Source organism: Amycolatopsis sp. lyj-108, from assembly GCF_046549005.1.
Taxonomy (GTDB): Bacteria; Actinomycetota; Actinomycetes; order Mycobacteriales; family Pseudonocardiaceae; genus Amycolatopsis.
Genome location: NZ_JAJPWQ010000013.1, coordinates 80,750 through 103,645 on the forward strand (window position 1 = coordinate 80,750; position 22,896 = coordinate 103,645).

21 protein-coding genes are annotated in these 22,896 nt (G+C 68.4%); 8 read left to right on the forward strand and 13 right to left on the reverse strand.

The window, feature by feature from the left end; all coding sequences use genetic code 11:
- Positions 1-93: 93 nt before the first annotated feature.
- The 5 genes from ACLJO0_RS36035 to ACLJO0_RS36055 all read right to left on the reverse strand — a co-directional run bounded on the left by ACLJO0_RS36035 (position 94) and on the right by ACLJO0_RS36055 (position 6,917).
- Positions 94-1,500 (reverse strand): MFS transporter, encoded by a 1,407-nt coding sequence (locus ACLJO0_RS36035; protein ID WP_410583628.1) that lies wholly within the window; start codon positions 1,498-1,500, stop codon positions 94-96.
- Between the two features lie 399 nt (positions 1,501-1,899).
- Positions 1,900-2,817, reverse strand: coding sequence for a helix-turn-helix transcriptional regulator (locus ACLJO0_RS36040; RefSeq protein WP_125794488.1), 918 nt, complete (start codon positions 2,815-2,817; stop codon positions 1,900-1,902).
- Positions 2,818-3,035: 218 nt separating this feature from the next.
- Complete coding sequence (locus ACLJO0_RS36045; RefSeq protein ID WP_410583630.1) at positions 3,036-4,805, reverse strand: alpha/beta hydrolase; 1,770 nt, start codon at positions 4,803-4,805, stop codon at positions 3,036-3,038.
- Positions 4,806-5,148: 343 nt separating this feature from the next.
- On the reverse strand, positions 5,149-6,039 hold the full coding sequence (locus tag ACLJO0_RS36050) for a serine hydrolase (protein WP_410583631.1): 891 nt from the start codon (positions 6,037-6,039) through the stop codon (positions 5,149-5,151).
- Positions 6,036-6,917: a LysR family transcriptional regulator gene (locus ACLJO0_RS36055; protein ID WP_410583632.1), complete on the reverse strand. Its 882-nt coding sequence runs from the start codon at positions 6,915-6,917 to the stop codon at positions 6,036-6,038. The genes ACLJO0_RS36050 and ACLJO0_RS36055 overlap by 4 nt, the downstream gene beginning before the upstream one ends.
- Before the next feature lie 80 nt (positions 6,918-6,997).
- On the opposite strand from ACLJO0_RS36055, the gene bla reads away from it, so the two are divergent.
- Complete coding sequence (bla, locus tag ACLJO0_RS36060) at positions 6,998-7,909, forward strand: class A beta-lactamase (RefSeq protein ID WP_410583634.1); 912 nt, start codon at positions 6,998-7,000, stop codon at positions 7,907-7,909.
- A 65-nt stretch (positions 7,910-7,974) separates the two neighbouring features.
- On the opposite strand, the gene ACLJO0_RS36065 is transcribed toward bla, so the two are convergent.
- From ACLJO0_RS36065 to ACLJO0_RS36075, 3 genes are all read right to left on the reverse strand, one after another.
- Positions 7,975-9,849 carry a Calx-beta domain-containing protein gene (locus tag ACLJO0_RS36065; protein ID WP_410583636.1) on the reverse strand — a complete coding sequence of 625 codons (1,875 nt, stop codon included), beginning with the start codon at positions 9,847-9,849 and terminating at the stop codon, positions 7,975-7,977.
- Positions 9,850-10,210: 361 nt separating this feature from the next.
- Positions 10,211-10,753, reverse strand: a complete 543-nt coding sequence (locus tag ACLJO0_RS36070; protein ID WP_410583637.1) for a hypothetical protein — start codon at positions 10,751-10,753, stop codon at positions 10,211-10,213.
- A 108-nt stretch (positions 10,754-10,861) separates the two neighbouring features.
- Complete coding sequence (locus tag ACLJO0_RS36075; RefSeq protein ID WP_396564356.1) at positions 10,862-11,338, reverse strand: MarR family winged helix-turn-helix transcriptional regulator; 477 nt, start codon at positions 11,336-11,338, stop codon at positions 10,862-10,864.
- Positions 11,339-11,430: 92 nt separating this feature from the next.
- On the opposite strand from ACLJO0_RS36075, the gene ACLJO0_RS36080 reads away from it, so the two are divergent.
- A complete protein-coding gene (locus ACLJO0_RS36080; protein WP_410583639.1) occupies positions 11,431-11,856 on the forward strand; it encodes a Rid family hydrolase in 426 nt (141 codons plus the stop codon).
- Between the two features lie 76 nt (positions 11,857-11,932).
- Positions 11,933-12,328, forward strand: coding sequence for an ATP-binding protein (locus ACLJO0_RS36085; protein ID WP_410583640.1), 396 nt, complete (start codon positions 11,933-11,935; stop codon positions 12,326-12,328).
- An 18-nt stretch (positions 12,329-12,346) separates the two neighbouring features.
- Here ACLJO0_RS36085 and ACLJO0_RS36090 read toward each other — a convergent pair whose 3' ends face one another.
- Together ACLJO0_RS36090 and ACLJO0_RS36095 are read right to left on the reverse strand one after the other, a co-directional pair.
- Positions 12,347-13,273 carry an alpha/beta hydrolase family protein gene (locus ACLJO0_RS36090; protein WP_410583641.1) on the reverse strand — a complete coding sequence of 309 codons (927 nt, stop codon included), beginning with the start codon at positions 13,271-13,273 and terminating at the stop codon, positions 12,347-12,349.
- Positions 13,274-13,369: 96 nt separating this feature from the next.
- Positions 13,370-14,272 (reverse strand): NmrA/HSCARG family protein, encoded by a 903-nt coding sequence (locus ACLJO0_RS36095; RefSeq protein WP_410583642.1) that lies wholly within the window; start codon positions 14,270-14,272, stop codon positions 13,370-13,372.
- Positions 14,273-14,369: 97 nt separating this feature from the next.
- On the opposite strand from ACLJO0_RS36095, the gene ACLJO0_RS36100 reads away from it, so the two are divergent.
- Positions 14,370-14,924, forward strand: a complete 555-nt coding sequence (locus ACLJO0_RS36100) for a TetR/AcrR family transcriptional regulator (protein ID WP_410583643.1) — start codon at positions 14,370-14,372, stop codon at positions 14,922-14,924.
- A 44-nt stretch (positions 14,925-14,968) separates the two neighbouring features.
- On the opposite strand, the gene ACLJO0_RS36105 is transcribed toward ACLJO0_RS36100, so the two are convergent.
- On the reverse strand, positions 14,969-18,664 hold the full coding sequence (locus tag ACLJO0_RS36105; RefSeq protein WP_410583644.1) for a CARDB domain-containing protein: 3,696 nt from the start codon (positions 18,662-18,664) through the stop codon (positions 14,969-14,971).
- 283 nt (positions 18,665-18,947) lie between these two features.
- Here ACLJO0_RS36105 and ACLJO0_RS36110 point away from each other — a divergent pair, with 283 nt between their 5' ends.
- From ACLJO0_RS36110 to ACLJO0_RS36125, 4 genes are all read left to right on the forward strand, one after another.
- Positions 18,948-19,292 (forward strand): hypothetical protein, encoded by a 345-nt coding sequence (locus ACLJO0_RS36110; RefSeq protein WP_410583646.1) that lies wholly within the window; start codon positions 18,948-18,950, stop codon positions 19,290-19,292.
- Positions 19,293-19,928: 636 nt separating this feature from the next.
- Positions 19,929-20,582, forward strand: a complete 654-nt coding sequence (locus ACLJO0_RS36115; protein ID WP_410583647.1) for a S1 family peptidase — start codon at positions 19,929-19,931, stop codon at positions 20,580-20,582.
- 2 nt (positions 20,583-20,584) lie between these two features.
- The gene (locus ACLJO0_RS36120; protein WP_410583648.1) at positions 20,585-21,559 is read left to right on the forward strand and encodes a helix-turn-helix transcriptional regulator; all 975 of its coding nucleotides are present in this window, start codon (positions 20,585-20,587) and stop codon (positions 21,557-21,559) included.
- Positions 21,560-21,667: 108 nt separating this feature from the next.
- Positions 21,668-21,811 carry a hypothetical protein gene (locus ACLJO0_RS36125; protein WP_199749009.1) on the forward strand — a complete coding sequence of 48 codons (144 nt, stop codon included), beginning with the start codon at positions 21,668-21,670 and terminating at the stop codon, positions 21,809-21,811.
- Here ACLJO0_RS36125 and ACLJO0_RS36130 read toward each other — a convergent pair.
- Together ACLJO0_RS36130 and ACLJO0_RS36135 are read right to left on the reverse strand one after the other, a co-directional pair.
- On the reverse strand, positions 21,801-22,031 hold the full coding sequence (locus ACLJO0_RS36130) for a hypothetical protein (RefSeq protein WP_410583650.1): 231 nt from the start codon (positions 22,029-22,031) through the stop codon (positions 21,801-21,803). The two genes, ACLJO0_RS36125 and ACLJO0_RS36130, sit on opposite strands and share 11 nt — an antisense overlap.
- Positions 22,032-22,086: 55 nt before the next feature.
- The gene (locus ACLJO0_RS36135; protein WP_410583652.1) at positions 22,087-22,839 is read right to left on the reverse strand and encodes a S1 family peptidase; all 753 of its coding nucleotides are present in this window, start codon (positions 22,837-22,839) and stop codon (positions 22,087-22,089) included.
- Positions 22,840-22,896 lie beyond the last annotated feature (57 nt).

A 22,896-nucleotide genomic window follows, 5' to 3' on the forward strand; every position in this document is an offset into this window, starting at 1 on the left:
GAGACCGTTCTTTATCTGCCCGGAACTGTATGGATACCGCGGGAAGAGTGTCAATGAAAGGACGGTGAAACGCCGACGGCGATGCCGACGTGCTCACCGGGAAGAGAGAAAGGGGGCACCCGGCTTGTCACTTCGGGACGAACTTCGGCCCGGCCGGGGGTTCAGCAACCGGAGCGCGAGGAACGCGCCGGCGAGTTCCAGCCCCGCCGCCGTCAGCAGGCCCGCCGTGTAACCACTCGCCAACGCGGACGCGGCGCCCTCGTCGAGCCGGGCCGTGCGGACCACCGCCAGCACCGCCCCGATCAGCGCGACGCCCAGCGCGCTCGACAGTTCACGCGACGCGGTGAGCAGCCCGGACGCGGTGCCCGCGTGCCGCTCCGCCACGATTTCCAGCGCGTACGAGGTCAACGGTGTGGTCAGGGCCGATCCGGCACCGATCAGCACCAACCCGGGGATCCGCGGAAGGATTTCCGGCACGTGGTTGACCGCCGCGATCGCCAGCAGTCCCGCGGCCACCGTCGCCAGCCCCGCCGCGACAGTCCGATGTGGACCGAACCGCGGTACGGTCCACGGCACCAGCGGCGTCGCGGCGACGACCGCCACCGCCACCACGACCAGCGGCAATCCGGCGTGCAACGGCCCTAGCCCGAGGGATTCCTGGTGCAGCAACGGCGTGAAGAAGAAGACGCCCGAAACGCCCAATCCCCACAGCAACTGCACGGTGAGGGCGCCGGCGAAGACCCGCTGACCGGTCAGCTCCACCGGTACCAGCCGCACGCGCGCGCGTCTTTCCCTGAACACGAACCAGATCGCGAAGCCCGTCCCCGCGACGCCGAACACTGCGGACAGCAGCGCGCCGCCCTCGCCCAGCTCCACCACGGCGGCGGTGATCAGGACCATCCCCGCGGTCACCACCAGCATGGACAGCACGGCAGGCCGCCCGGCCGCCGGATCGCGATCCGCGAGGGCGACCGTACGCGACAGCAGCAGCATCGCCGCCACGAACGGGAGATTGACGAAGAAGATCCAGCCCCAGGCCCAATATTCGCTCAGCACCCCGCCGAGCGTCGGACCGAGCGCGAGCGCGGCGGCGAGACAGGCGGTCCACACCGTCGCCCCGACCGCCCGTCCTCGCGCGTCGAGATTGGTGCGCAGCAGGCTGAGCAGGGCCGGGACCAGGAACGCCGCGGCGGCGCCCTGCAGTACCCGCGCGGAGATGACGAGCCAAGCCGTCGTGGCCAGCCCGCCGGCCGCCGCGCCGACCCCGAACGCGAGCAGCCCGGCCCGCAGCGTCGCGGCCTGGCCCCACCGGTCCACCATCGTGCCCGCCACTGGGAGCAGCCCGGCGAACGGGAGCATGTAGCCGATGCTCACCCATTGCAGCGTGGGCAGATCGAGGCCGAGATCCCGGGCGATCGACGGCGCGCCCGCCGCGACGATCGTGTTGTCGAGGGTGGTGACGAACGCCCCTAACGCGATCATGAGGAGCGTCGGGCCCATTTCCCCTCCTCGTGAGCGGTAAGGACGGCTCCCACGGACGCCTGAACCGCAGGTCCGTGAGGGCCTCCTACCCCAAGTACATGAAGGACCCCTTCCTTGCGCCTAGGTACAGGAAGGGGTCCTTCATGTACTCCGAAGCGCCCACCCCCAGCCAGGACGTAGTGAGGGCCTCCTTCCCTACCCTGAAGGTAGGGAAGGAGGCCCTCACTACCCGGCGATGTGGTCCCTGACTTTCAGCTCAATAGTTCTCATGACTACCTGTACCGAGCTTGCGGTTTCGCGTGACTGCATGGACGGCACGGTCGGCTCTAAGGACACTTACCACCCGCGAGACGCGACCCCATTCTCGCGTGACAATTTCCGGCGTCGGCCTTGGTGCCCACACCACAGAAACGCGATTCACAGCCAGCCTTGGCGCGACGCCTGTACTCCCAGCTGGAATCGCGTCTGCGCGCCCAGCAATTGCTGCAAGCGGCTGATCCGCCGGAGCACCGTGCGTTCGCTGATGCCGAGCTCGCGCGCGATCGCCTCGTCCGTCAGGCCTCCGCTCAACAGCGCGAGCAGACGGCGAGTGGCGACTGTCGGTTCCTGGGCGGCTTCGGCGTCGTCCGGACCACCCGCCCGCACCGGCACACCCATCCGCCAGAACGATGCGAACAACTCGATCAGCGCGCTCAACATCATCGACGGATGGATCAGCAGGGCGAGCACGTCACCGGCGTCGGAGTTCGGGACGGCGATCAGCGCCCGCTTGCTGTCGGCGATCACCAGCTTCAAGGGCAGCCTCGGGAACACCCTGGCCTGCTCCCCCAGTGCGATACTCGACTGCACCTGGGCGAATCCGTCATCGTCCTGCAGCACGGACGAGTCGTAGACGACGCGGTACGCGATGCCCCGCGCCATCGAACCCGGCTGCACCGTGCTCACCTCGGCTTTCGGGCTCATGTACGACCCGGGGTCCAGGGCGACGATGTCCACGCTCGCCTGCGTCTGCATGGCCTCGAAGGTGGCGATCACCTCGTCGCGGCTGCGCAGCACCTCGACGAAATCCGCGTCCCGGCCGGTCCGCAAGGAGTAGGCGGCGCCGAGTACCTCGGCCGCTTCCCGCGCGCGGACGGCCGCGGCCTCGTGCTGCGCCGCGAACGCCGACAGTGCCGCACGCGGCGGACGCACCTCGACCCCGGAGGCGCCCGCCCGGACCAGACCGAACCGCTCCAGCTCCGCCAGCTCGGCGCCGGGCGTGATCGGGCGCCCGTCCAGCAAGGCCCGGTACAGCTGCTCGGCCTCCATCGACAGGCCCCGCGACTCGGCGAGCATGACGCTTCTCCTCCCCCACCCCAGGATCGACAGGCGTGACATCGATGTCACGCCTCGCGGTATCGCTGCTTCCGTTCACTGCTCTTGAGGGGGTTAGCGCCGGAATCGTGCGGCTGGACCAGTAACGAAAGGATCACAGATCCCGGTGGAGGCACGCCGAAGAGGCTCCCGCGAACCGGATCGGGCTCGCGGGAGCCTCTGTTCAGCGCTTTCGGAGACTAGGCGTTGGCGGGCATCCCCTTCTCGTCGGCCGCCGGGGTCGCGGCGCCTTCGAGCAGCTCACGGACGATCTCGTTCGCCTTGCGGACCTGGGGCGTGATCATCTTGATCTTGATCTTCCCGTCGTGCCCGAGGTGACCGCCGACCTCGGCCGTCTTGTCCTCACCCGGCAGGGGCAGCCCCTGGCAGCCGGTGAACTTCTTCTTCGGCGTGAGACCGGTCTGGAAGTAGGCGACGATCGGGTCGTCGACGCAGTCGGTGTTGTACGGGAAGATCCCGTGGCTGCCTTCGTTGTCGACACTGATCATCTTGGCGCCCGGCAGGCCGTTCGCGGTGGCGAGCGCGCCCTCGTACGGCGTGGCCGCGTCGAGTTCGGTCTGCGCGATCAGCAGCTTCGGGAACGTCTTCTCCTCCGGCGCCGGCTTGGCGTTGGTGGTCGGCCAGAACGCGCACAGCGGCGCACCCGAGAGGGCCATGATCGGCGCGATGAACGGCGCGTTCACGGTCAGGTCGGCCTGCCAGTAATTCCAATAGTGGAGATTCTGGTTCCACTGGCCGTCCTGGCACCGGATCGCCTCGAACGCCGCGTCCCAGGTCTCGACCTCGGCGCCGCCCTGGTAGGAAGCCTTGCGCTCGACCGAGTCCTTCTTCGCGATGGCCTCCAGGGCGTTGCCCTTCGCCTTGTTCAGGAACGCCTTGTTCGCGTCGGTCAGACCGGGCGTGGCCAGTGCCTTCGCGACGACCTGCTCGAGCTTCTCCGCGTCGGTCCCGGTGGGCGCCGGTCCCTTCGCCAGCGCGGCCACCATCGAGGCCGCGGACGGGTACTGGGAGGTGTCGTACATCGCCGGGATGATGAACCACGCGGCGTAGAGCATGCCCGCGAACTCCCGGGTGCCGCCCGCCTTCTCCCAGTTGCGGCGGATCTCGAGCGGGTCGGTGCCCGTCTTGTACTTGGCATCGTTGCGCGCCATGTAGGGCAGCAGCGCTTCCTGGAACTGGCGGTCACGGCTGCGCGGCTGGAGATCCCACGTCTTCTCCAGCGTCGAACGGCTCGCGTCGGTCGAGGAGTCGAGCAGGAACCGGTGCGCCTTGCTCGGGAACGTGGTGGCGTACCAAGTGCCCAGCCACGTGCCGTACGAGTAGCCGATGTAGCTGGTCTTCTTCTCCCCGAGCAGCACCCGGATGAAGTCCATGTCATACGCGGTCTGCTCGGTGGTGATGAACTTCGTCAGCGGGTTCTTCAGGCAGCCTTCGACCTTGGCCCGGCTGATCACGTTCTGATCCGTGCTGTCCGGGACGGTGTAGCTACAGGTCAGCGGAGTGCTCTGGCCGACACCGCGGGGATCGAAACCGACGAAGTCGTACTGCGAGGCCAGCACAGGGCTGCGCATCGCCATCGCGGCGCCCCACGGCAGGCCCTCGCCACCGGGTCCGCCCGGGTTGACCAGCGCGATGCCCTGCCTGCCGGTGCCGGGGTAGGCGGTCGCGGTCTTGGAGACGCGGACGCCGATCGTGTTGCCGTCCTGCGGGTTGTGCCAGTCGCGCGGCACCTGGATGGTGGCGCAGGCGAGGCCCTTCACCTTCTTCAGTTCGGCTTCCGTCGCCGGCGCGACGGAGGGGAACGAGCACTCGCCCCAGGCCACGGCCTGCTTGGTCAGCGCGCCGGCGAGCGCCGCGGTGTCCGGGTCGGCCTTGGCCGCGGGAGCCGCACCCGCGGCGGGAGCCAGTACCAGGCCCGAGGCCAGGAACGCACCGGCGACCACGGCCACCGTGCCTCTCCGCGTCTTTCTCGTACTACCGATCACCATGATCCCTTTCGACAAGAGCCCCCGACGTCCGTACGTGAAGTAAAGACGGGTGATCAGGTTTCCCACACGGCCCGGAGCTGGCGGATACCCGACATGGCAGGATCTCGACACCTCATGAGTGGCAGGGACGGTTCTGTTGAGGGGTAACTCAAAGGTGTCGGATCGCGGGGATTCGCTCGCGGCCGCGGGGAGGCCGTGTCGCGAAAGCCACTTTCGGAACCTCAGGCGTCGCGAAAGTGGCTTTCGCGACGCATCCCGTTGCTCTACCCCTCACTAACCGTCCTCACCACTCACGAGGCGGTGGTCATCCCTCGCGCAGGTGATCCCGCAACGCCCGCGCCACCCGGGCCATCAGGACTTCGGCCTCCGGCTGGATCGCCGCGGGCACCCGGGATGCGGTCAGCGCGGCGATCGCGTACATCCCGCCGTCGGCGTGTTCGACCACCCCGACCTCGTGCCGCAGGTTCAGTACGGTGCCCGTCTTCGATGACCATTTCGTGGCGTCGGAGACGAAATCGGGGCTCAGTCGTTGACGCAGCAGGTTGAGTCCCATGAGCTCGCGCACCCGCGCCGCCACCTCTTCGTCCACTTTGGACGGTTTCCACAGCGCTTCGAGCAGGTTCACGAACGCGCGGGCCGAACCGGAGCTCGCGCGCGTGACGTCGAGCTGCGGAACGGGATGGCCTCGCCCGGCGGTGCCCGCGTTGATCGCGAGCGCGTGCGCGAGGTGGACGTCCGTGGGGTCGAACCGTTCGGCGGGGGTGTCGCTGAGGTCCGCGGCCGGATGCCGCGCGGTGATCCCGGAAACGCCCCATTCGCGCGTCATCCTGGTGACCTCGGCCGGCGGTGTCAGCGCGAAGAGCGCGTCCGCCGCGGTCTCGTCGCTGATGGCCATGCTCAGGTAGAGCAGGTCGTCGATCGCCACCCTGGCCGGATGCCGGAACCGGGTCAGCCCGGTCGGTCCCGGCGCGGTGGCCCGCCCGGGCTGGACGTCGATCGGCGCCGAACCGTCCAGTTCGCCCCGGCGGATCCGCTCCAGGGTCGCCGCGGCGAGCGGGATCTTCACCAGCGACGCGCTCGGGAACTCCAGGTCGGGGTCGATGCCGATCTCGTATCCGGTCCGCAGATCCCGCACCAGGAACGAACCGCGCAGGCCGCCGTCGTCCAGTTCGGCGCGCAGTGTTTCGGTGTTCATGTCGTCTCCTCCGCGCCGAGACATCGGGCGATGTCCGGCCACAATCGTGCCCGGAGCCGCTGCGCGTCCTCGCCGAGCCCCGCCGTGATCTCGAATCCGCGCGCGAGCCGGAGCTCGCCGAGCGGCCGCCAGGCCAAGCCGAGTTCGGCGGACTGGGCGGGCGAGCACAACAACAGATCGTCCGAACCGAACACGGCCGCCGCGGCCGCGGTGAGCGAATCGGCGACGGACACCTGCGCGGGCCGCAGCCCCACCGAGTCGCGGATCCGGAACAGGCGGTCGCGGATATGCGGCACGTCGTCCTCGGGCTGGATCCAGACCCGGCGTGGCGTGCGGCCCGACCGGCCGACCCGCAGCGTTTCCAGGTGCAGGGCGCCCGCCCGTGGCTTCCCTCTGCTCGCCAGGCCGAGCGGCACCTTCCACCCGCCCTCTTCGGCGGGGACGACCGTGAGCGCCGCGCGCACCTCCTGCGTACGCACGAGTTCCGCCCGTTCCCTCGGCGGGGCCTGCCGGAACTCCAGGAAGACGCCGAGCGCTCGCGCCGCCGCGTCGAGTTCGGCGAGCTCGCGGACGGTGCAGGTTTCCGGCATCGCCAGCCGTAGCGGCCGCAGTTTGGCGCGTTGCGCGTCGTGTTCCATGGCGTCGGCCAGTGCCACCAGGCGTTTCGCGGACGGCAGCATGTCCCGGCCGAACGGGGTGAGCCGGGCGCGCCGGGTGGAGCGGTCGAACAGCCGCTCGCCGAAATGCCGTTCCAGCGCGGCGATCCGGCGGCTCGCCACCGGTTGGGGAATGCGGGCGATCGCGGCTCCCGCGGTGAAGGTCCCGGCCTCACTCACGCTCACGAACGCCCGGCAGCTGCCGATCAGGTCCACGACCACATGCTATGCGGATTTCGCATGAAACAGGTCATTTGTGTCTTGGACAGCATGACCGGCGCTGGACAGACTGCGGACATCGAATGATCTTGAAAGGAATCACCGTGTCCGTCACTTCTCGCCGCTGGGCCGCCCTGCTGGCGCTCTCGGTCGTGTCACTCGCCTCGTGCTCCACTCCCGCTCCCGCGCAACCGCCCGCCGCCACTCCGGCCGCTTCGGTCGACCGAGCCGGCTTCGAACAGCTCGAACGTGCTTTCGCCGCCCGTCTCGGGGTGTACGCGGTGGACACCGCGAACGGCCGCGAGGTCGCCTTCCGCGCCGACGAACGGTTCGCCTACGCCTCGACGCACAAGGTGTTCAGTGCCGGCGGCGTTCTGCAGCGGACGTCGATCGCCGACCTGGACCGCACGGTGACCTACGGCCAAAAGGACGTGGTCGTCAATTCGCCGGTCACGGAGAAGCACGTCGGGACGGGCTTGCCGCTGCGCGCCGTCATGGACGCGACCCTCCGGTACAGCGACAACACCGGCGGCAACCTGCTCTTCCGCGAACTCGGCGGCCCCGAAGGTCTCAACGCGGTGCTGCGCGGCATCGGCGACACCACGAGCCACGCCGACCGGATCGAACCCGAACTCAACGACACCGCGCCCGGCGACCCTCGGGACACCAGCACGCCCCGTGCTCTCGCCGCGAGCCTGCGCGCGTTCGCCCTCGGCGACGCCCTTCCCGAGGACAAACGCAAGATCCTGGTCGACATGATGCGCGCCAGCACCACCGGCGACCAGAACATCCGGGCAGGCGTCCCCGGCTGGCCGGTCGCCGACAAGACCGGTACCGCGTCTTACGGGACGCGCAACGACATCGGCGTCGTGTGGCCGCCGAACCGGGCGCCGATCGTCATCTCGATCCTGACCGACCGGTCCGCCAAGGACGCGAAAATCGACAACAAGCTCCTCGCTCAAGCCACCGCGGCCGTGGTCAAAGCCCTCCCCTGAGCCACCGGACGGCTTGTCCCGTCGGGGCGGACGAGGATCCGTCCGCCCCGACGGGACTCACCGGCTCAGCGACGGCAGGGGTTACCCGCCGGATGCGCCGAGGTTCCGTGCACGTCGGCCTGGGACTCCGCGAGCACGATCTTCGCGAGCGCGGTGTCCAGTGCGACGGCCTGCTGCTTCACGACGCCGTTCGCCACGGTCTGGCCGTTGAGCTTCAGCGAGCCGATGACCAGCGGAATGGTCAGCGGCGCCGAGCCCACCGTGATCGACTCGCCGTTGATCCTGAGCGAAGCGACGTTCGAACTGCCCGCCAGCACCGGGGCGAGCCCGCCCGCCGACGGCTGACAGGTCGCCGTGGCCTGCGACTGGATCACGCCGAGTTCGACGGTCAGCCCGAGCGTGCTGATCACCGTCTTGTCGATCTTGGCCGACGCCAGCGCGCGATCGCCCGCGGCCGGAGCCGCCGACTGGTCGTCCGGCGTGAGATCGGTCGACGCGGTCAGCACCTTGGTCTCCACCTTGATCAGGCCGGCGTTCAGCGTCGCGGCGGCGACGGTGCTGCTGTCGTCGGCACAAGGCAGGTTCGCCGGGTTGGCCCGCGCCGCGGTCACGCCGAGGACGTTCGCCGCGGTACCCGTGCAGGAGAAGACGCCGTCACGGTCGTCGTCGACGATCGTGCCGACCCCGGTCGCGTCGATGAGACCGGCGCCCGACGGGGCCGAGAGGTTCACCGTGAACGTCTCGTTCGGCTCGTCGACGGTGTCCGGGTTGACCAGGACCGTCACCGGTCTGGTCGTCTGTCCCGGTGCGAACGTGACAATCCCATTCGCTGCCGCGTAGTCGGCGGGCGCCGTCGCGGTGCCGTTCGCCGTCGCGTACTGGACCGTCACCGGATTCGGGCTGGGACCGCCGAGCAGCGACACCGTGAACGTCGCCGGTACCTGCGCTCCCCCGGAACCCTCGTTGACCGTCACGTCGTCGATGCTCAACCCGAGCACGCGCACGGTCGTGGTCTCGATGTACCCGCGCGACACACCGTCGACCTGGTAGTCGACGACGCACTGGTAGGTGCCGGGAGCGGCGCCTGCCGACGCCGTGATCGTCTCGGTGAACGTGGCGACGTCGCCGCTGGCCACCTTGACACTGCCGGGATCGTTGGTGACCGTGAGCTGCGGGTCGCAGCTGGTCACCTTCGGGGTCACGGTGACCTCGATGGATTTGATGCCGTCCAGGATGGCCTGGGAGACCTGACCGGCCGGGACGTTGTTCAGCAGTACGCCGCCCGTGGCCGAGGTGATGGCGGTGGCCTGTCCGGTGGCATCGAGGTTGCCGACGTTGACGGCGACCACGCGGATCTTCGCCGCCTGCAGCGCCGCGATGGTCTGGGCCAGCGTGTGCCCGCCGCTCGGATCGTGCGAGGGCGCGTCACCGAACCAGGCGATGATGCGGGTGCCGTCCGGCCGGAAGGCGACCGCGCCGGAGGCCAGCTGGTACAGGGCGTTCAGGTTCGCCTCCGGCGTGTCCCCGCCGCCCGCTGCCGCCCACTGGTTGATCCCCGCCTGCACCGCGGCCGTGTCCCCGGTGATGCCCTGGTTGACCTTGAACGGCACCGAATCGGTGAAGTCCTTGTACTCGGCGACGCCGAACTGCGCGGTCGGCTGCGCGGCGAGCACGTCGCCGGTGATGGCGCCGGCGTTCGACCGTACGTTGCCGATCGGCCCGCCCATGCTGCCCGTGGTGTCCGCGAGCAGGACGAGGTCGGGATTCGGCGGCACCGCCGAGGTCGTCACGTTCTTGGTCACGGTCGTGCTCTGCCCCGCGTTCAGGGTGAGATCGACCGTGGCCGGGTCGACTCCCGGCGGGGCCGCGGCGGCGACCGCGGTGGACGCGAGCATCGCCGTGACGGCGGTCAGAACGACGAAAAATGGTCTTCGCGACATGGACTTCCCTTTCGAGACCCGGCGGGAGCCGGAATTCCTGTGGGCTTCCTGGAAAGACGGAAAGATCCGCATTTCGTTAGCGCGCGACCCGAACGCTCCATGTCAAGGCGCTCAACGGGCTGTTACCGCGAATCCGGCCTACGTGGACCATGTCCGCGTTACACCGTCCAGCCGAAGGACCTTCGGCACCTCTCACTCTTCAGTGTGAGAGGTGCCGAAGTGTTCTACGTTTTCCGTGATCACCTCGCCGGGGCGGAACCCGAATTCATCCGGTTCTCATCAGCGAATATTCACCGAATGTCGCAACGTCGCCCGCCGATCGATACCGCGGCGAGACATCGGGCTCCCTTGTGGCGCCCGGTCAGTAGACGCACTGGATGATCGCGTCGTCCAAGCGGATGTACTTCGCCGGTCCGCCGTTGTTGCCGTAGATCGGCTGGAGATAGACGGTACCCACGCCGTTCAGATTGAGATTGGGCAGCGCGATGAGCTGATAGCCCGCGCGGTCGTCGATCCACTTCACCGTGTGGGAGATTTTCCGCCAGCCGTTGGGATCCCAGATCTCGAGGCCGATGTTCGCCCCGCCGCCGACCGGGTCGGCGTGGATCGCCGCGGCACAATTCGATCGATTCGACGGGAAACCGCTGAGCGACTTCGCGGTCCTCATCGCCGACCAGCCGTTGTCCGCGAAGAGCCAGCCGTTGTTGTTGCCGGTCCGCGCCACTCCCATGCCGATGTCGAACCAGGAATGCCCGTCACCGCCCTGGATTCCCCGCTCCCAGACGCCATGGGGATTCGATTCGTAACCGTCGGACCATTGCACGATCCCGGCGTGCGCGGTTCCCGCGACACCCAGGAGTGCCATCGAAAACACCGACAGGACGGCGAATACTTTCTTGAACACGAGAGTTCCCCCTCTTCGCGTGAATGAACCCTGACAGAGGACCAGAGTCCGGAACGCGGGCACAAGGTACCTTCGCGCGCACAATCGACTGCCTCGAAGTACTGAAACCTAGGCGAGATCGACCGGCCGTGTCCGCAGTTTCGCGGCAATGCGGGCCAGCGCCTGCTGATCCTCCGCGGTCAAGGGGTCGAGGACGAGATCCCGCACCGAACGGACGTGCGTTGGCGCCGCCGCGACCACGACTTCGTAGCCGTCGTCCGTGAGCACGGCGAGGGTGTACCGGCCGTCACTCGGGTCGGGAGTCCTCTCCACCCAGCCCCGCTGCTCGAAGCGTTTGACCACATTGGACAGACGCGAGAGCGAGCCGTTCGCGAGGTAGGCCAGTTCGCTCATCCGCAGCCGTCGCTCCGGGGCCTCGGAAATATGACTGAGGGTCAGATATTCGAACAACGTCAGCCCGGCGTCGTGCTGCAACGGCGACTCCAGCCGCCCCGGCAGCAGGAGGACCAAGGAGACCAGGCCGGTCCAGGCCTCTTTTTCGGCAGGGGTCAGCCACAGCGCTTCGTCCGGGTCCGGGGTGGCCATGGCGGAACCTTACCCAGAACCAGACGACTTCACACATGAAGTCAAACCGTGCTACGTTGACTTCAAGCGTGAAGTCAACGAGAGGATCCACCATGGCCCAGCCGGAGTTCTTCGCCACTCCCGGATACGGCGACCGTCAACTCGCCGAGATGCGCTACAGCCAGGCGGTGCGCGTCGGCGATCGCATCGAGATCTCGGGACAGGGAGGCTGGGACGACGACTTGAGCTTCCCCGAGGACCTGGAGGAGGAAATCGTCCGGGCCTTCGAGAACGTCGAGCGGACCCTCGCCACCGCCGGCGCGACCTGGCGCGATGTGATCGCCGTGAACTCGTACCACGTCCCGGAAACGCCTGGTTTCATCGGCGAGGTCCACAACCGCGTGATGGTCGAGCAGTTCCGCGAGCGCATGGGCGACCGCGCGCCGATCTGGACGGAGATCGGCGTCCCCGCCCTCGGCGCGCGGAAAATGCGGGTCGAGATCAGGGTCACCGCGATCGCCGGACCTTCCCGCGTGTGAACGCGACTCTCCTTGGGTATCCCCAGACTGCACCCATGCTCTTGGCCAAGCTGGGAAACCCGCTAAGGAGACACGCGTGGGTATCACAAGAACACGGCAGGCTTACGAATTCCCCGCCGGTATCGCCCCGCCTTTGGGAAAGGTACGGGCCTGGCTGCGAGAGCAGCTCGGCGAGGTCGGCAGCACCACCATCGCGGACACCGAACTGCTGACCACCGAACTGGTCACGAACGCGCACGAACACGCGAACGGCGTCTGCGAACTCAGGGTCTCCCTGCCCTCGGACAGGGAGGTCGTCCGCGTGGAAGTCGACGACCACCGTCCGCTCCTGCGGCCGCGCCGCGTCGCCAAACAGGATCCGACAAGCCCCCGCGGACGAGGGTTGGAGCTGGTCGAGGCGATCAGCACGCAGTGGGGCGTGAACACCGGCACCGGATACAAAACGGTGTGGGCGGAGATCCCGGTGCTCTGACGAACCCGATCACTTCCCTCAATCCTTCGTCTCGACCCGGCCGAGCGGATCCGGCGCCGCGGCCAGCTCCTCGCACGCCACCTGCCAGGCGCTGTCTCCCTGGTAAAGCTCGGAGCGAAGGTACGCCCAGGTCAGGCGCTGCACCGCGGCCACGCGCTCGGGGTTCTCGTCCGTCGTCTCGGCGACGTCGTAGCCGGAAACCCCGCCGAGCCCATGCTCCGCGTCGATCAGGGTGAGGAGCGTCTTGCGGCCCGGCGAAAGGAAGTACGGGTCGGTATGCCATTCCGGACCGCGAACCGTCAGATGGGTGGAGGCGTCCTTCTCCCCCGCGACGACGAGCGCGGGCGTCGTCATCGCGGAGAAGTCGGCGCTGAGGAAGAAGGTGTAGTTCTCGGCCACGAATTCGGTGACGGCGTCGCCACCGCGGCCGGGCGCGGCGAGCAGGACACCGGCCGAGATCCGAGGCTCGGCGAGGTCGACCTCCTCACCGCCGCGGGGATCGGTGTACCGCGCGCCCAGCAGAAGGCTCGCGGTGTGCCCGCCCATCGAATGCCCGGCCACGGCGATCCTGGCCCGATCCAGCCGCCCTCGCAGAAAGGGGACGACGTCCTCGATCTCGTCGAACCGGTCGAGGATCCGGATCATGTCCTCGGCTCTGGACCGCTGGTACAGCGGCGCTTCCGGGTCGCCGGACGGCAGGTTCAGTGTCCGCGAGCTCAGATGCGTGGGCTGGATGACGACGAAGCCGTGCGCCGCCCAGTAGTTCACGAGCGGGGCGTAGCCGTTCAGCGACGAGAGATGGTTCGACGGACCTTGGCCGTGCGACAGCAGGATGACCGGCAGCTCGCCTCCGGTCATCGGCGCGGAGATCCGCAGCTGCAGGTCCACGGCCCGATCCGGCGTCGACAGGACTAACGGGGCGATCGAAACAACAGGTGTGCTCATAGTGAGTTTTCCCCTTTGCGTGACGACCCCGCGATAAGCGGAGCGCTGTTCCACAAACATACGGAGCGGCGTTCCGCTTTGTCAAACGATCACGCGCTACGCGAGGTACTTCCGCGCCCAGGTGGCGAAGTCGGTGAGCGGGATGCCGAGCTCTCGCGCGTATCCCGGCCGCCCCGGCTGGCCGATCACGTTCAACCACTCATGCGAGGCGCCCATCGGCGGCATCCCGGCGGCGACCGCCCGCTCCACGGTCATATCCGGGGCAGGCAGCCGCGTGCCCAGTACTTCGGAAAGGACCGCGGCGATCTCCGCCATGGTCAGGAAGTCGCTCGCGAGCTCGAGTTCGACGCCCGAGAACCGCTCCGGTTCGGCGATGGCCGCGGCGGCCGCGATGCCGATGTCGTCGACTGCGGCCAGCGAGAGGGAAGTCGACGGCTTGATGACGCTCACCAGGCCGCCGTCGACCCCGCGCGGGAACAGGAACTTCATGTCGGGCAGGAAGTTCTCCATGAAGAAGCCCGGCTTGAGCAGGGTCCACTGCGGAAAGCCCGCCTCGCGGAGACGGTCCTGGATCGCCGCCTTGGCGCCCAGCGTGGGCTCCATCGCACTCCAGCGCCCGTCGGCCCATCCGTCCGCGTCGACGTGCTGGCCGGCCCCCGAAACCGAGGTGTGCACGAACTGCGGCACTCCGGCCGCTTTCGCGGCTTCGATGAGGTTGACGCCCTGGGTCACTTCCCCGGCGAAGTCGAACCCTTCCGCGCTCACGCCGGGCATCTGCACCGAGAAGACGGCGCGGGCACCCTTGGCCGCCCGGATCACGGAATCGATGTCGTGCAGATCGCCGACGACGAGTTCGGCGCCGAGTGTCTCGACGGCCTTCGCCCTGGCCGGGTCACGCACCAGCGCGCGGACGGGAACGCCGGCCGCGAGCAGGGCACGGGCGGTCGCACCACCCTGCCTGCCAGTGGCACCGGTGACCAAAACAGGTGCTGAGGACATGTTCGCTCCTTCGGACAGCTAAGTGGCGGGGCCCGCCATTTGTCGTCCGCTACCATATGGCGGGGCCCGCCATTTACGCAAACACCGAGGTGAAGACATGTCCGACGGCCAACGCGCCGACGCACGGCGCAATTACGCGCGCATCCTCGCGGTGGCCGAGGAGGAGGTGGCGGCCCACGGCTCCAGCGCCTCCTTGGAGCAGATAGCGCGCACCGCCAACGTCGGCTCGGCGACCGTGCGCCGCCACTTCCCCACTCGCCGGGCCCTGCTGGAAGCGGTCTCCGCGAAACGGATCGCGGCGCTGTGCACCCGCGCCGCCGAACTGACCGGCGAGGACGACAGCCGGAAGGCGCTCCTGACCTGGCTCGACGAGGTCGTCACCTACTGTGTCTCCGCCCGTGGCCTGGCGGCCGCACTCGCCTACGACGGCCCGACCCACGAGAACTCCTGTTCCGCCGCCATCGAGGAAGCCGGAAGCCCGCTGCTCCGGCAGGCCGCCCGGGACGGCGTGGTGGCGCCGGAGGTCACCGTGGCGGATCTGATCACGATGATCGTCGGCATCGTCCTGGCCACCGAGCATCACCCGGATCCGGCCGCGCAGGCGAACCGGCTGTTCCGGCTGGCCGTGGCAGGGTTGAGCCCCCGGACATGAAAGAGGCCGGAGCGGTCGCCCGCTCCGGCCCCTGACGACTTTCCTTACCTCGTACCGCGGCGGCCCGACGAGACCACCGCCGGCACCGGTCCGCCGTTGATCACGAACTGCGATCCCGGCTCACGGACGACGTCGCCGCCCGCCGAATTCGTGATCGTCACGTTCGTCAAGGTCGCGCTGCCGCGAGCGCCACTCATCGCGAGGATGCCCGCCCCGTTGTTCGACTTGTCGATCTTGACGTTCGTCACGGCCGCGGTCACGACGCCGCCACCCGTCTTGAACTGGATGCCGTCGTAGGTCGAGTCGTGGATCTCCGTATCGCGCAGGACGACCCCGGGAATGTCCTTGCTCTGCGCGAAGAACGTGATCGCGCCGAACTCCTGCTGCTCGCCCCAGAACACACCGCCGCAGCGGTACAGGGCGTTGTTCGCGATGAGCGTCTGCCCGGAGAACGGCAGCGGATCGTGATCCGTCGCCAGCATGATGCCCGGGTAGTTCATCGTGTCGTGGACGACGTTGTTCTCGATCTTGTTGCCGTAGCCGCCGTAGATCGCGATCCCGTTGGCACGCCAGGGAAGCTGGATCGTGTTGTTGGCGAACACGTTGTCGTGCGCGATGTCCTGCGACGGGTCCTTCACGTACTGGTTCGCCCACACCGCGAGCGAGTCGTCACCGGTGGTACGGAACGAAGAGTTGAACACCTTCGAGTTCCGGGTGCCGTTGGTGAAGTTGATACCGTCGGCATAGGTGTTCCGGATCCGCATACCGCTGAACTCGAGGCCGTCGCCCGGGCCCCAGAGCGCCGGGAGGTTGGTGTAGTCCCGGCCGACCCACACACCCACGTTGGCGTGCTCGATCCACACGTTCGAGATCTTCGTGCCGGTGCCGAACCGGCCGTTGAGACCGACGCCGCCTTCCGCGCCGCCGTCACCGCCGCGGATCCGGCCGGAACCGAAGATGGCGATGTCGGAGATCTGGGTGTTCTTGTCGATGTCGAACCCGAAATTGCCCTCGTGCGGATGGTTGATGCCGCCCGCGTTCTGCGGCTCCGTCAGCGAGTACAGCTGCGAATGCCACATCCCGGCGCCGCGGATCGTCACGTTGGAGATGCCGATCTGGTTGTACTGGCCGCCGCCGTTGGGCACGTTCGGGTCGTCGGTCAGGATCTTCTTCTCCTGCCGCCACTGCCCAGCCGGGATCCAGACACAGCCGATCACGCCGTTCTGGTCGTCGGTCACCGCGCGCTGGATCGCCGCCGAATCGTCGTTCCCGTCGTTCGGCGCCGCGCCGTACTCAGTGATCGACGTGCAGTTCGCGGGCTTCCCCGACGCCGGGGCGACCTGCTCGAGATCGATGAGGTCGACGATGTAGAACGCCGCGTTGTCACCGCTGTCCCGCTGCAGCTTGAACTTCGTGCCCGGCGGATACGACTGCGACAGCAACGCGTGCGACTCGTCGAACAGCCGCCGCGCGTTGGCCTGCGGGGTGTTGGTCAGGCCTTCGGGATCGTCGGTGCTGCCGTAGAGCCAGCTGTGCTTGGACGACAGCGTCAGCTTCTGCGCGAACGTCCCGTTGACGTACAGGCTGATCGTCGCGTCCTGCCCGCCACCGCCGGGGGCGTCGGGGATGGAGTTGCGCACGACGATGGAGTTCGCCTGGTTCGCCGACGTGAACTCCACGTACTGACCCTGATTCGCCAGCCGCACGGACTTCCGGCCGGAGGACTCGGTCGCGAAGTTCGTGTGGCCGAAGGTGCGCAGCGGATCCGCCACCAGCAGTTCTCCTTGGTACTGCGCGGTTTCCGCCTCGTACTCGACGTACGGGACCGCCGCGCCGCGGCCAACCACGATCGCCCGTGAGAGGGCGTTGTTGGCCTCGTTGGTCTCCGTGACCGTGCCGGTCGCGTCGGCCGTCGCGGTCAAGGTCGCCCCTCCGTCTGCGGCGGTCCACGTGCCCGAGATCGCGACGTTCGCGGTGGCTCCCGCCTCGATCGCGCCGGTGGCGCCGGTCAGCGTGGTGCCGCCGACGGCCAGCCGGGTCACCGAAGCACCCGCGCCGCTCGTGCCGCGGTTGTGCACCGCGACGGTGAACGACACCGCCGAACCGGCCGACGGGTTGGGCGGGTTCGAGGTGATGCCGGTGACCTCGAGGTCGGGACCCGGCGACTGCGCGACGACCAGCGGCGTCGGCGAGGTGTAGGTGTTGTCGGTTTCGTTCTGCTCGGGCACCGTGCCGGCCGGGTCGACGGTGGCGGCCACGGTATACGCGCCCTGCGGCCGCGTTCCCGCGTCGACGGTCACCGTGGTGGACGCGCCTGCCGCGAGGGCCCCGACCGCCGCTTCGCCGACGACGGTTCCGCCGAGGGCGGCGTTCACCGTCGTCGCGCCCGCGTTCGCGGTGCCGATGTTCTTCACCGTCGCCGACACGGTGAGCTCGCTGGTCTCCGTCGGGTTCGCGGGCGTCCAGCTCGTGCCTGTCACGACCAGGTTCGGGTTCGGCGCGGGGGTGCCGATCACCTGGAATTCCGCGACCTGGCCGCCTGGCGCACCGGAGTTGGCGAAGAACTGCAAGCGCACGTCCGACGCACGTCCGCTGACCGGGATGACCACCGAGTTCTGGTTGGTGGCCGGGTCGAAGCGGTGATCCGCCCGCGCCGACAGAGCGGTGAACGCGGTGGCGCCCTGCGTGCGGCCGAGAATCTCGAAGTTCTGTGCCCGCGCGCCCCAAATCGCGTCCGGGTTGAGTTTCACCACGACCGAGTCGACGTCCGCGTCGGTCCCGAGCTTCACCGTCAGCGAGTTCGGGTAGCCCGCGGCGGATTCCCAGTACGTCGCGGTGTTGTTGTCGTTGGCGTTGGCGGGAACGAACGAGTGGACCGCCGAGGTGGCCTCGATCGGTTTGCCCGCCGCCAGGTTCGCGCCCGCGCTCGTCCCGGAGCGCACGACGTGGTTGCTGTCGCCGGATTCGTTGCCCGCCGCGTCCTTGGCGCGCACGAAATACTCGACCCGCGTCCCGGTGGGCCTGGCCTCGGTGAAGGTGGTGCCGGTGATCGTGGTGACCGGCGTGCCGTCGCGGTAGACGGTGTATCCGGTGACCCCGACGTTGTCGGCCGAGGCCGCCCAGCTCAGCCGGATCTGCCCGGCGGCGGGCTCGGTCAGCGCGAGGCTCGCGGGCGCGCTCGGCGCCTGCGTGTCACCGGTGTCCGGTCCGTACAGCTCGAACTCCGCGAGCTGCGCGGCCGGCCACCGCGTGTTCGCGGTGACCTGCAGCCGCACGTAGCGGGCCGACGCGGTCATCGAGATCGTGACCGTGTTCGAGCCGGGGGTGAAGGTGTAGCCGACCGGTGCGGCGAGGTCGGTGAACGCCGCGCCGTCGGTGCTCCCGCGCACGGCCAGCGTCTGCGTCCGGGATTCCCAGCCCGACGGCAGTTTCAGCACGATCCGCGAGAGGGTTTTGGCCGCGCCGAGGTCGGCCTGGATCCACTGCGGGAACGCGTTGTTGGCGGATTCCCAGTAGCTCTCCTGATTTCCGTCGACGGCGTTCGCGACGGGGTAACCCGGCAGCGCGCTGCTCGCCGACACCGTGCGGGTCAACGGCACCTCGGCGAGCGCGGCGGGCCCTGGTGGGGCGGCGGGATCGGGAGGTGGCCCGCTCGCGGCGGAAGCGAGGGAGAGTCCGGCGACGGAAAGCCCCGTGACCAGGAAACCGGCGATGAGCCGGGACAGGCGCATACGTGTCATGGCGTCTTCTCTTCTTTGAGACGGCGGGGAGGGAGCCAGAGCCGTACGAGCATGCAACAAACCGGGGACAGAATGCAAGAAGTTGACATGTTTCAGAAATTTTGCGACTGCCTGCCTTGTGGGCGGGCCCGGGTGATCCCTGGGGTTTGACATTCAGCCCACGACCGTTCACCGGTGCTCGGCTTATTTCTTATGCAGCAACGGAACGCGAACTGCATGTTCCGTTTACTCGGAGTACGGCTGTACACTCAAATCAGGCAATCCGCGTGGAGGTCGATTCCTGATGGACGTGACGAAAACCCTGAAGTCCGCGCTCACTGGGACGACAACCGAGTCGAGGTCCGCCGTCCGGGAGCTGCGACGGGAGACCGGGGACCTCGTGGCCCGGCGCGCGGGCAGGACGGCGAACCGGCTGACCGAACTCGGCGAGCGCCTCGCCGATCTGGTCCTGGTCTCCGGGAGCAGGCTCGCGGGACTCGCCGATCGGCACAGCAAGCCTGTAGGCGAGGGCGTGCGCCGGGAAGCGGGCCGGATCGGCGATTCGGTTGAGCGACTGTCCGTCACGCTTTCGGACCGGGCCATTCTCCTCGCCGAGGAACTACTCGATCCCAAGCCCCGTCGTCGATGACCGCGAGTTATTGAGGGGTAAGTCAAACGTGTCGTGGCGTGGGGCCGGTGTCGCTCCTGCGTAGGCGTTCTCCTGGCAGTGAGGGCCTCTTTGCCTACTCTGAGGGTAGCGAAGGAGGCTTTCGCTACCGTCCGATGTGGTCCCTGGTGACAGTGGGACGGCTGTGACCTCGGCGGCCGACCGGCCGACAAGGCGTGACTCGCGTGCTTGGGGACGTGACTCGCGTGCCTGGATGCCGCACTCGGGTGTGCGGAGTCTGAACACGCGAGTTACGTCTTTGAACACGCGAGATCCGGGTCTGAGCACGCGAGTGCGACGTCGCGTCACCCAGCCCCACCGTCTCGCCCGAGACACGACACGCTTGCCTTACCCCTCAATAGATCCCTGTCCGTGAAGGCCTCCTTGAGGACGCTGGTGAAGCGTCGCCGTGACACATCGGTGCCATCGGCACTGTCGTGCCGAAAGCCCAGATGCCGTGCGGCCTTCTCCCGTCTTTAGTCGCTATCGACCGCCGTATCCGCCTGCCTAGCATGGGAAACCGGTAACGGATCCGGCCGGGCGATCCCTGGTGATCCGCCGCGGCCGTGAACGGATGATCCGCCGCTTTCCCCGATTCCCCTGCATTGGAAGGCACTCATGCGTATCCGAGGTCTCCTCACCGCCCTGCTGTGCGCGGCCGGGCTCACGACGGTCGCTCCGGCCGCCGGCGCGGCCCCCATCATCGACGGCGAATACGCCCAATCCGGCCCGTGGGCGGCCATGATCGAACAGAACGGCCGGCAGTGGTGCTCCGGTTCGATCATCGGTGCCCGCTGGGTGCTCACCGCCGAGCACTGCGTCGACGAACCCGGCGCCGAATACTCGGTGCGGGTGGGCGATGTCGACCACCAGGCCGGGACGTACGCCGTGGTGGCCGACATCTACACGCCCTCCAGCGGCGCCGACATCGCGCTGCTGCGGCTTGACCGGTCGGTGAGCACGACCTATGCGTCCCTTGGTACCTCCGTCGCCGTCGGAGACACCGAATACGTTTATGGCTGGGGTTACAACGAAGACGGTGACCTGCAGCGCTACCTCAAGGTCGCCCGGATGACGGTGACCAGTGTCGGGAATGGACTGATCAAGGCGCGCCGGGGCAACGGACTGACCAACGGCGGTGACTCGGGCGGGCCGGTTTTCGTCGGCGGCAAGCAGGTCGGCGTGCACATCGCCGGCAACAAGGTGGACAGCTCGACGCACACCGCGATCTCGGCGAACCGCACCTGGATCCGCAACACTTCGGGCATCTAAGCGTGTCCTCGGACGGCCTCGCCGCGCAGCTGATCAGACTCGGCGTCGGCGAGGCCGCCGCCCGGATCTATCTCCGGATGCTCGAGTCCGCACCCGTCACCGCCGAGGGCCTGGACGACGCGGAGACGGTCCGGCCTGCACTGAAAGAGCTGGCCGACGCCGGACTCGCGGTGCCGTCCGGAGTGGACGGGGCCGAGTTCCTCCCCGCGAACCCCAGCGAAGCGCTGACGGCGCTGACCACGCGGCGGCAGGCCGAGCTGCACGACGCGCGGCTCGCGGTCCAGACCGCGTATCGCGCCTTCCGCCGGGCGCATTCGGGGATGCCGAACGCGCAGGACCTGCTCGAAGTGGTCACCGGCGACGCCATCATCCCCAGGCTGCGGCAGCTCGCGACCACCGTGCGGCATCAGGTGCGCCGTCTCGATTCCCCGCCGTACTTCACCGGTGGCCGCAGGAATCTGCTGGAGGAGGAGCAACTTCGGCGCGGGATCACCTACCGCTGTGTCTACAGTGGAGCGTCGTTCGGCGATCCCGGCTATCTCGCCGAGAACATCCTGCCATGCCTGCGGGCGGGCGAACAGGCACGCCTCCTGACCGAACTCCCGGTGAAACTGACGCTCTTCGACGACCGTGCGGCCACCATCGCCTTGACCATCCGCGAGGCCGATCGCAACCAGTCCATCGTCGTCGTGCGCCCGTGCAGCCTCTTCTCCGCGCTGGAGGGACTGTTCGAAACGTCCTGGGCCGCGGCGCTCCCGCTCGACCGGCAAGGACGGACGGCCGAGCAGCCGATCCGGCCGATCGAGCGACAGCTGCTGATCCTGCTCGCCGCCGGGCTCAAGGACGACGAGATCGCCGCCTCGCTCGGCGTCAGCAGGCGCACCCTGTTCCGCTATCTCGAAACCCTGATGGACCGCGCGGGCGTCTCCAGCAGGTTTCAGCTGGGGGTGTTCGCCGCCCACAACGGCTGGCTCTGACGAAGCCTCACGACCACCCCTCACCCGGATGGGGTCACCCGGCTGGCCCATCCCCGCTGCGGAGAACACGCGGACGGCGGAAGGTGATCTTGAAAGGAGGGCGGCACCATGGGCAATCACCGACAGCACCACCGTCAGCACGACGGCACCGCGTCGCTCCGGATCGCCACCGCCGGTCTGCGGGTGTTCGCGGTCGTCGTCGCGGTCGCGGCCTGCGCCTGGCTCGCGCTCTGGCTCGCGTTCACCCTCTGAGCCCGGCAGGCCCCGGCTCGGTTTCCGGCGGACTCCCGGGATCCGGCAACGGACGGTCCGGTCCCGGCTCGGGGAGCCGTTCGGGCACCCCGGGGTCCGGGACCGGCTCAGGTTTGCCCGGATCCGGCACCGGTTCGGGGATCCCGGGATCGGGGACCCCGGGATCCGGCGGCATGGGGTCCGGCGGCGCCGGAGGCGCGGTCATTCGAGCACTCGTCATCGCACTACCTCCTGCTCACGCCACTACCCGATCCTCCGCCGGCCAAAACGGTCCGCTAGCCCGTATGGGTGGCGATCCAGTCCGCGATGACGTCCGCGCGCGAGGTCGTTTCGATCCCGGCGTGCGGGCAATTCGGCCCGGTGGCCTCCAGCGAGACCAAGACGCCGCTCTTGCCTCCCGGGACGAAGTACGGCGCGCCCGAGTCGTAGGTGCAGGCACTGGTCGTGATCGACGGCGCCGCACCGCGGACACCGATCGTCGACGGCGCCACCGTCGCCACCTGGACGGTGCCTTGCTGCATCCGGGTCGCGGGAGCGGGATTCGTGGCGGTCAAACTGCCCCAGCCCGCCAACGTCAACTGCTGGCCGACCTTCGGCAGCACACGGTTCACCGTCAGCGGGGCCACGGTGGGCACCGGGGTGTCCAGTTTGATGAGGGCGACGTCGTTTTCCTTCGCCTGCAACACTTCGGTCGCCTTGCGGGCCACGCCTGATTCGGTCGCTTCGTCGACAAGGCCCAGCGTCACCATCGTCGGATACGGCACCTTGCCCGCGACCCGCTTGCGGTGCGCGTCGTGGAAGCAGTGCCCGGTGGTGACGACCCAGCCAGGTGCGATCAGCGCACCCGTGCAGTAGCTGTTGTAGGTCGAGCCGTCCGGGCGCGGGATCTTCGTCATCGCGATCTTCGCGACGAACCCGAACTGCCCGAGTGGGACATCGGTGCCGTGGGCGACGTCCGGCGCGGCGAGCGCGGCCGGAGCGGTGGTGATGGTCAGGACAGCAGCGGCCAGCAGGGCGCGCAGACGCAATTTCTTACCCTTCGTCGATGAGATGATCCGAGGCTAGGACCCACTGCACGACAAGGG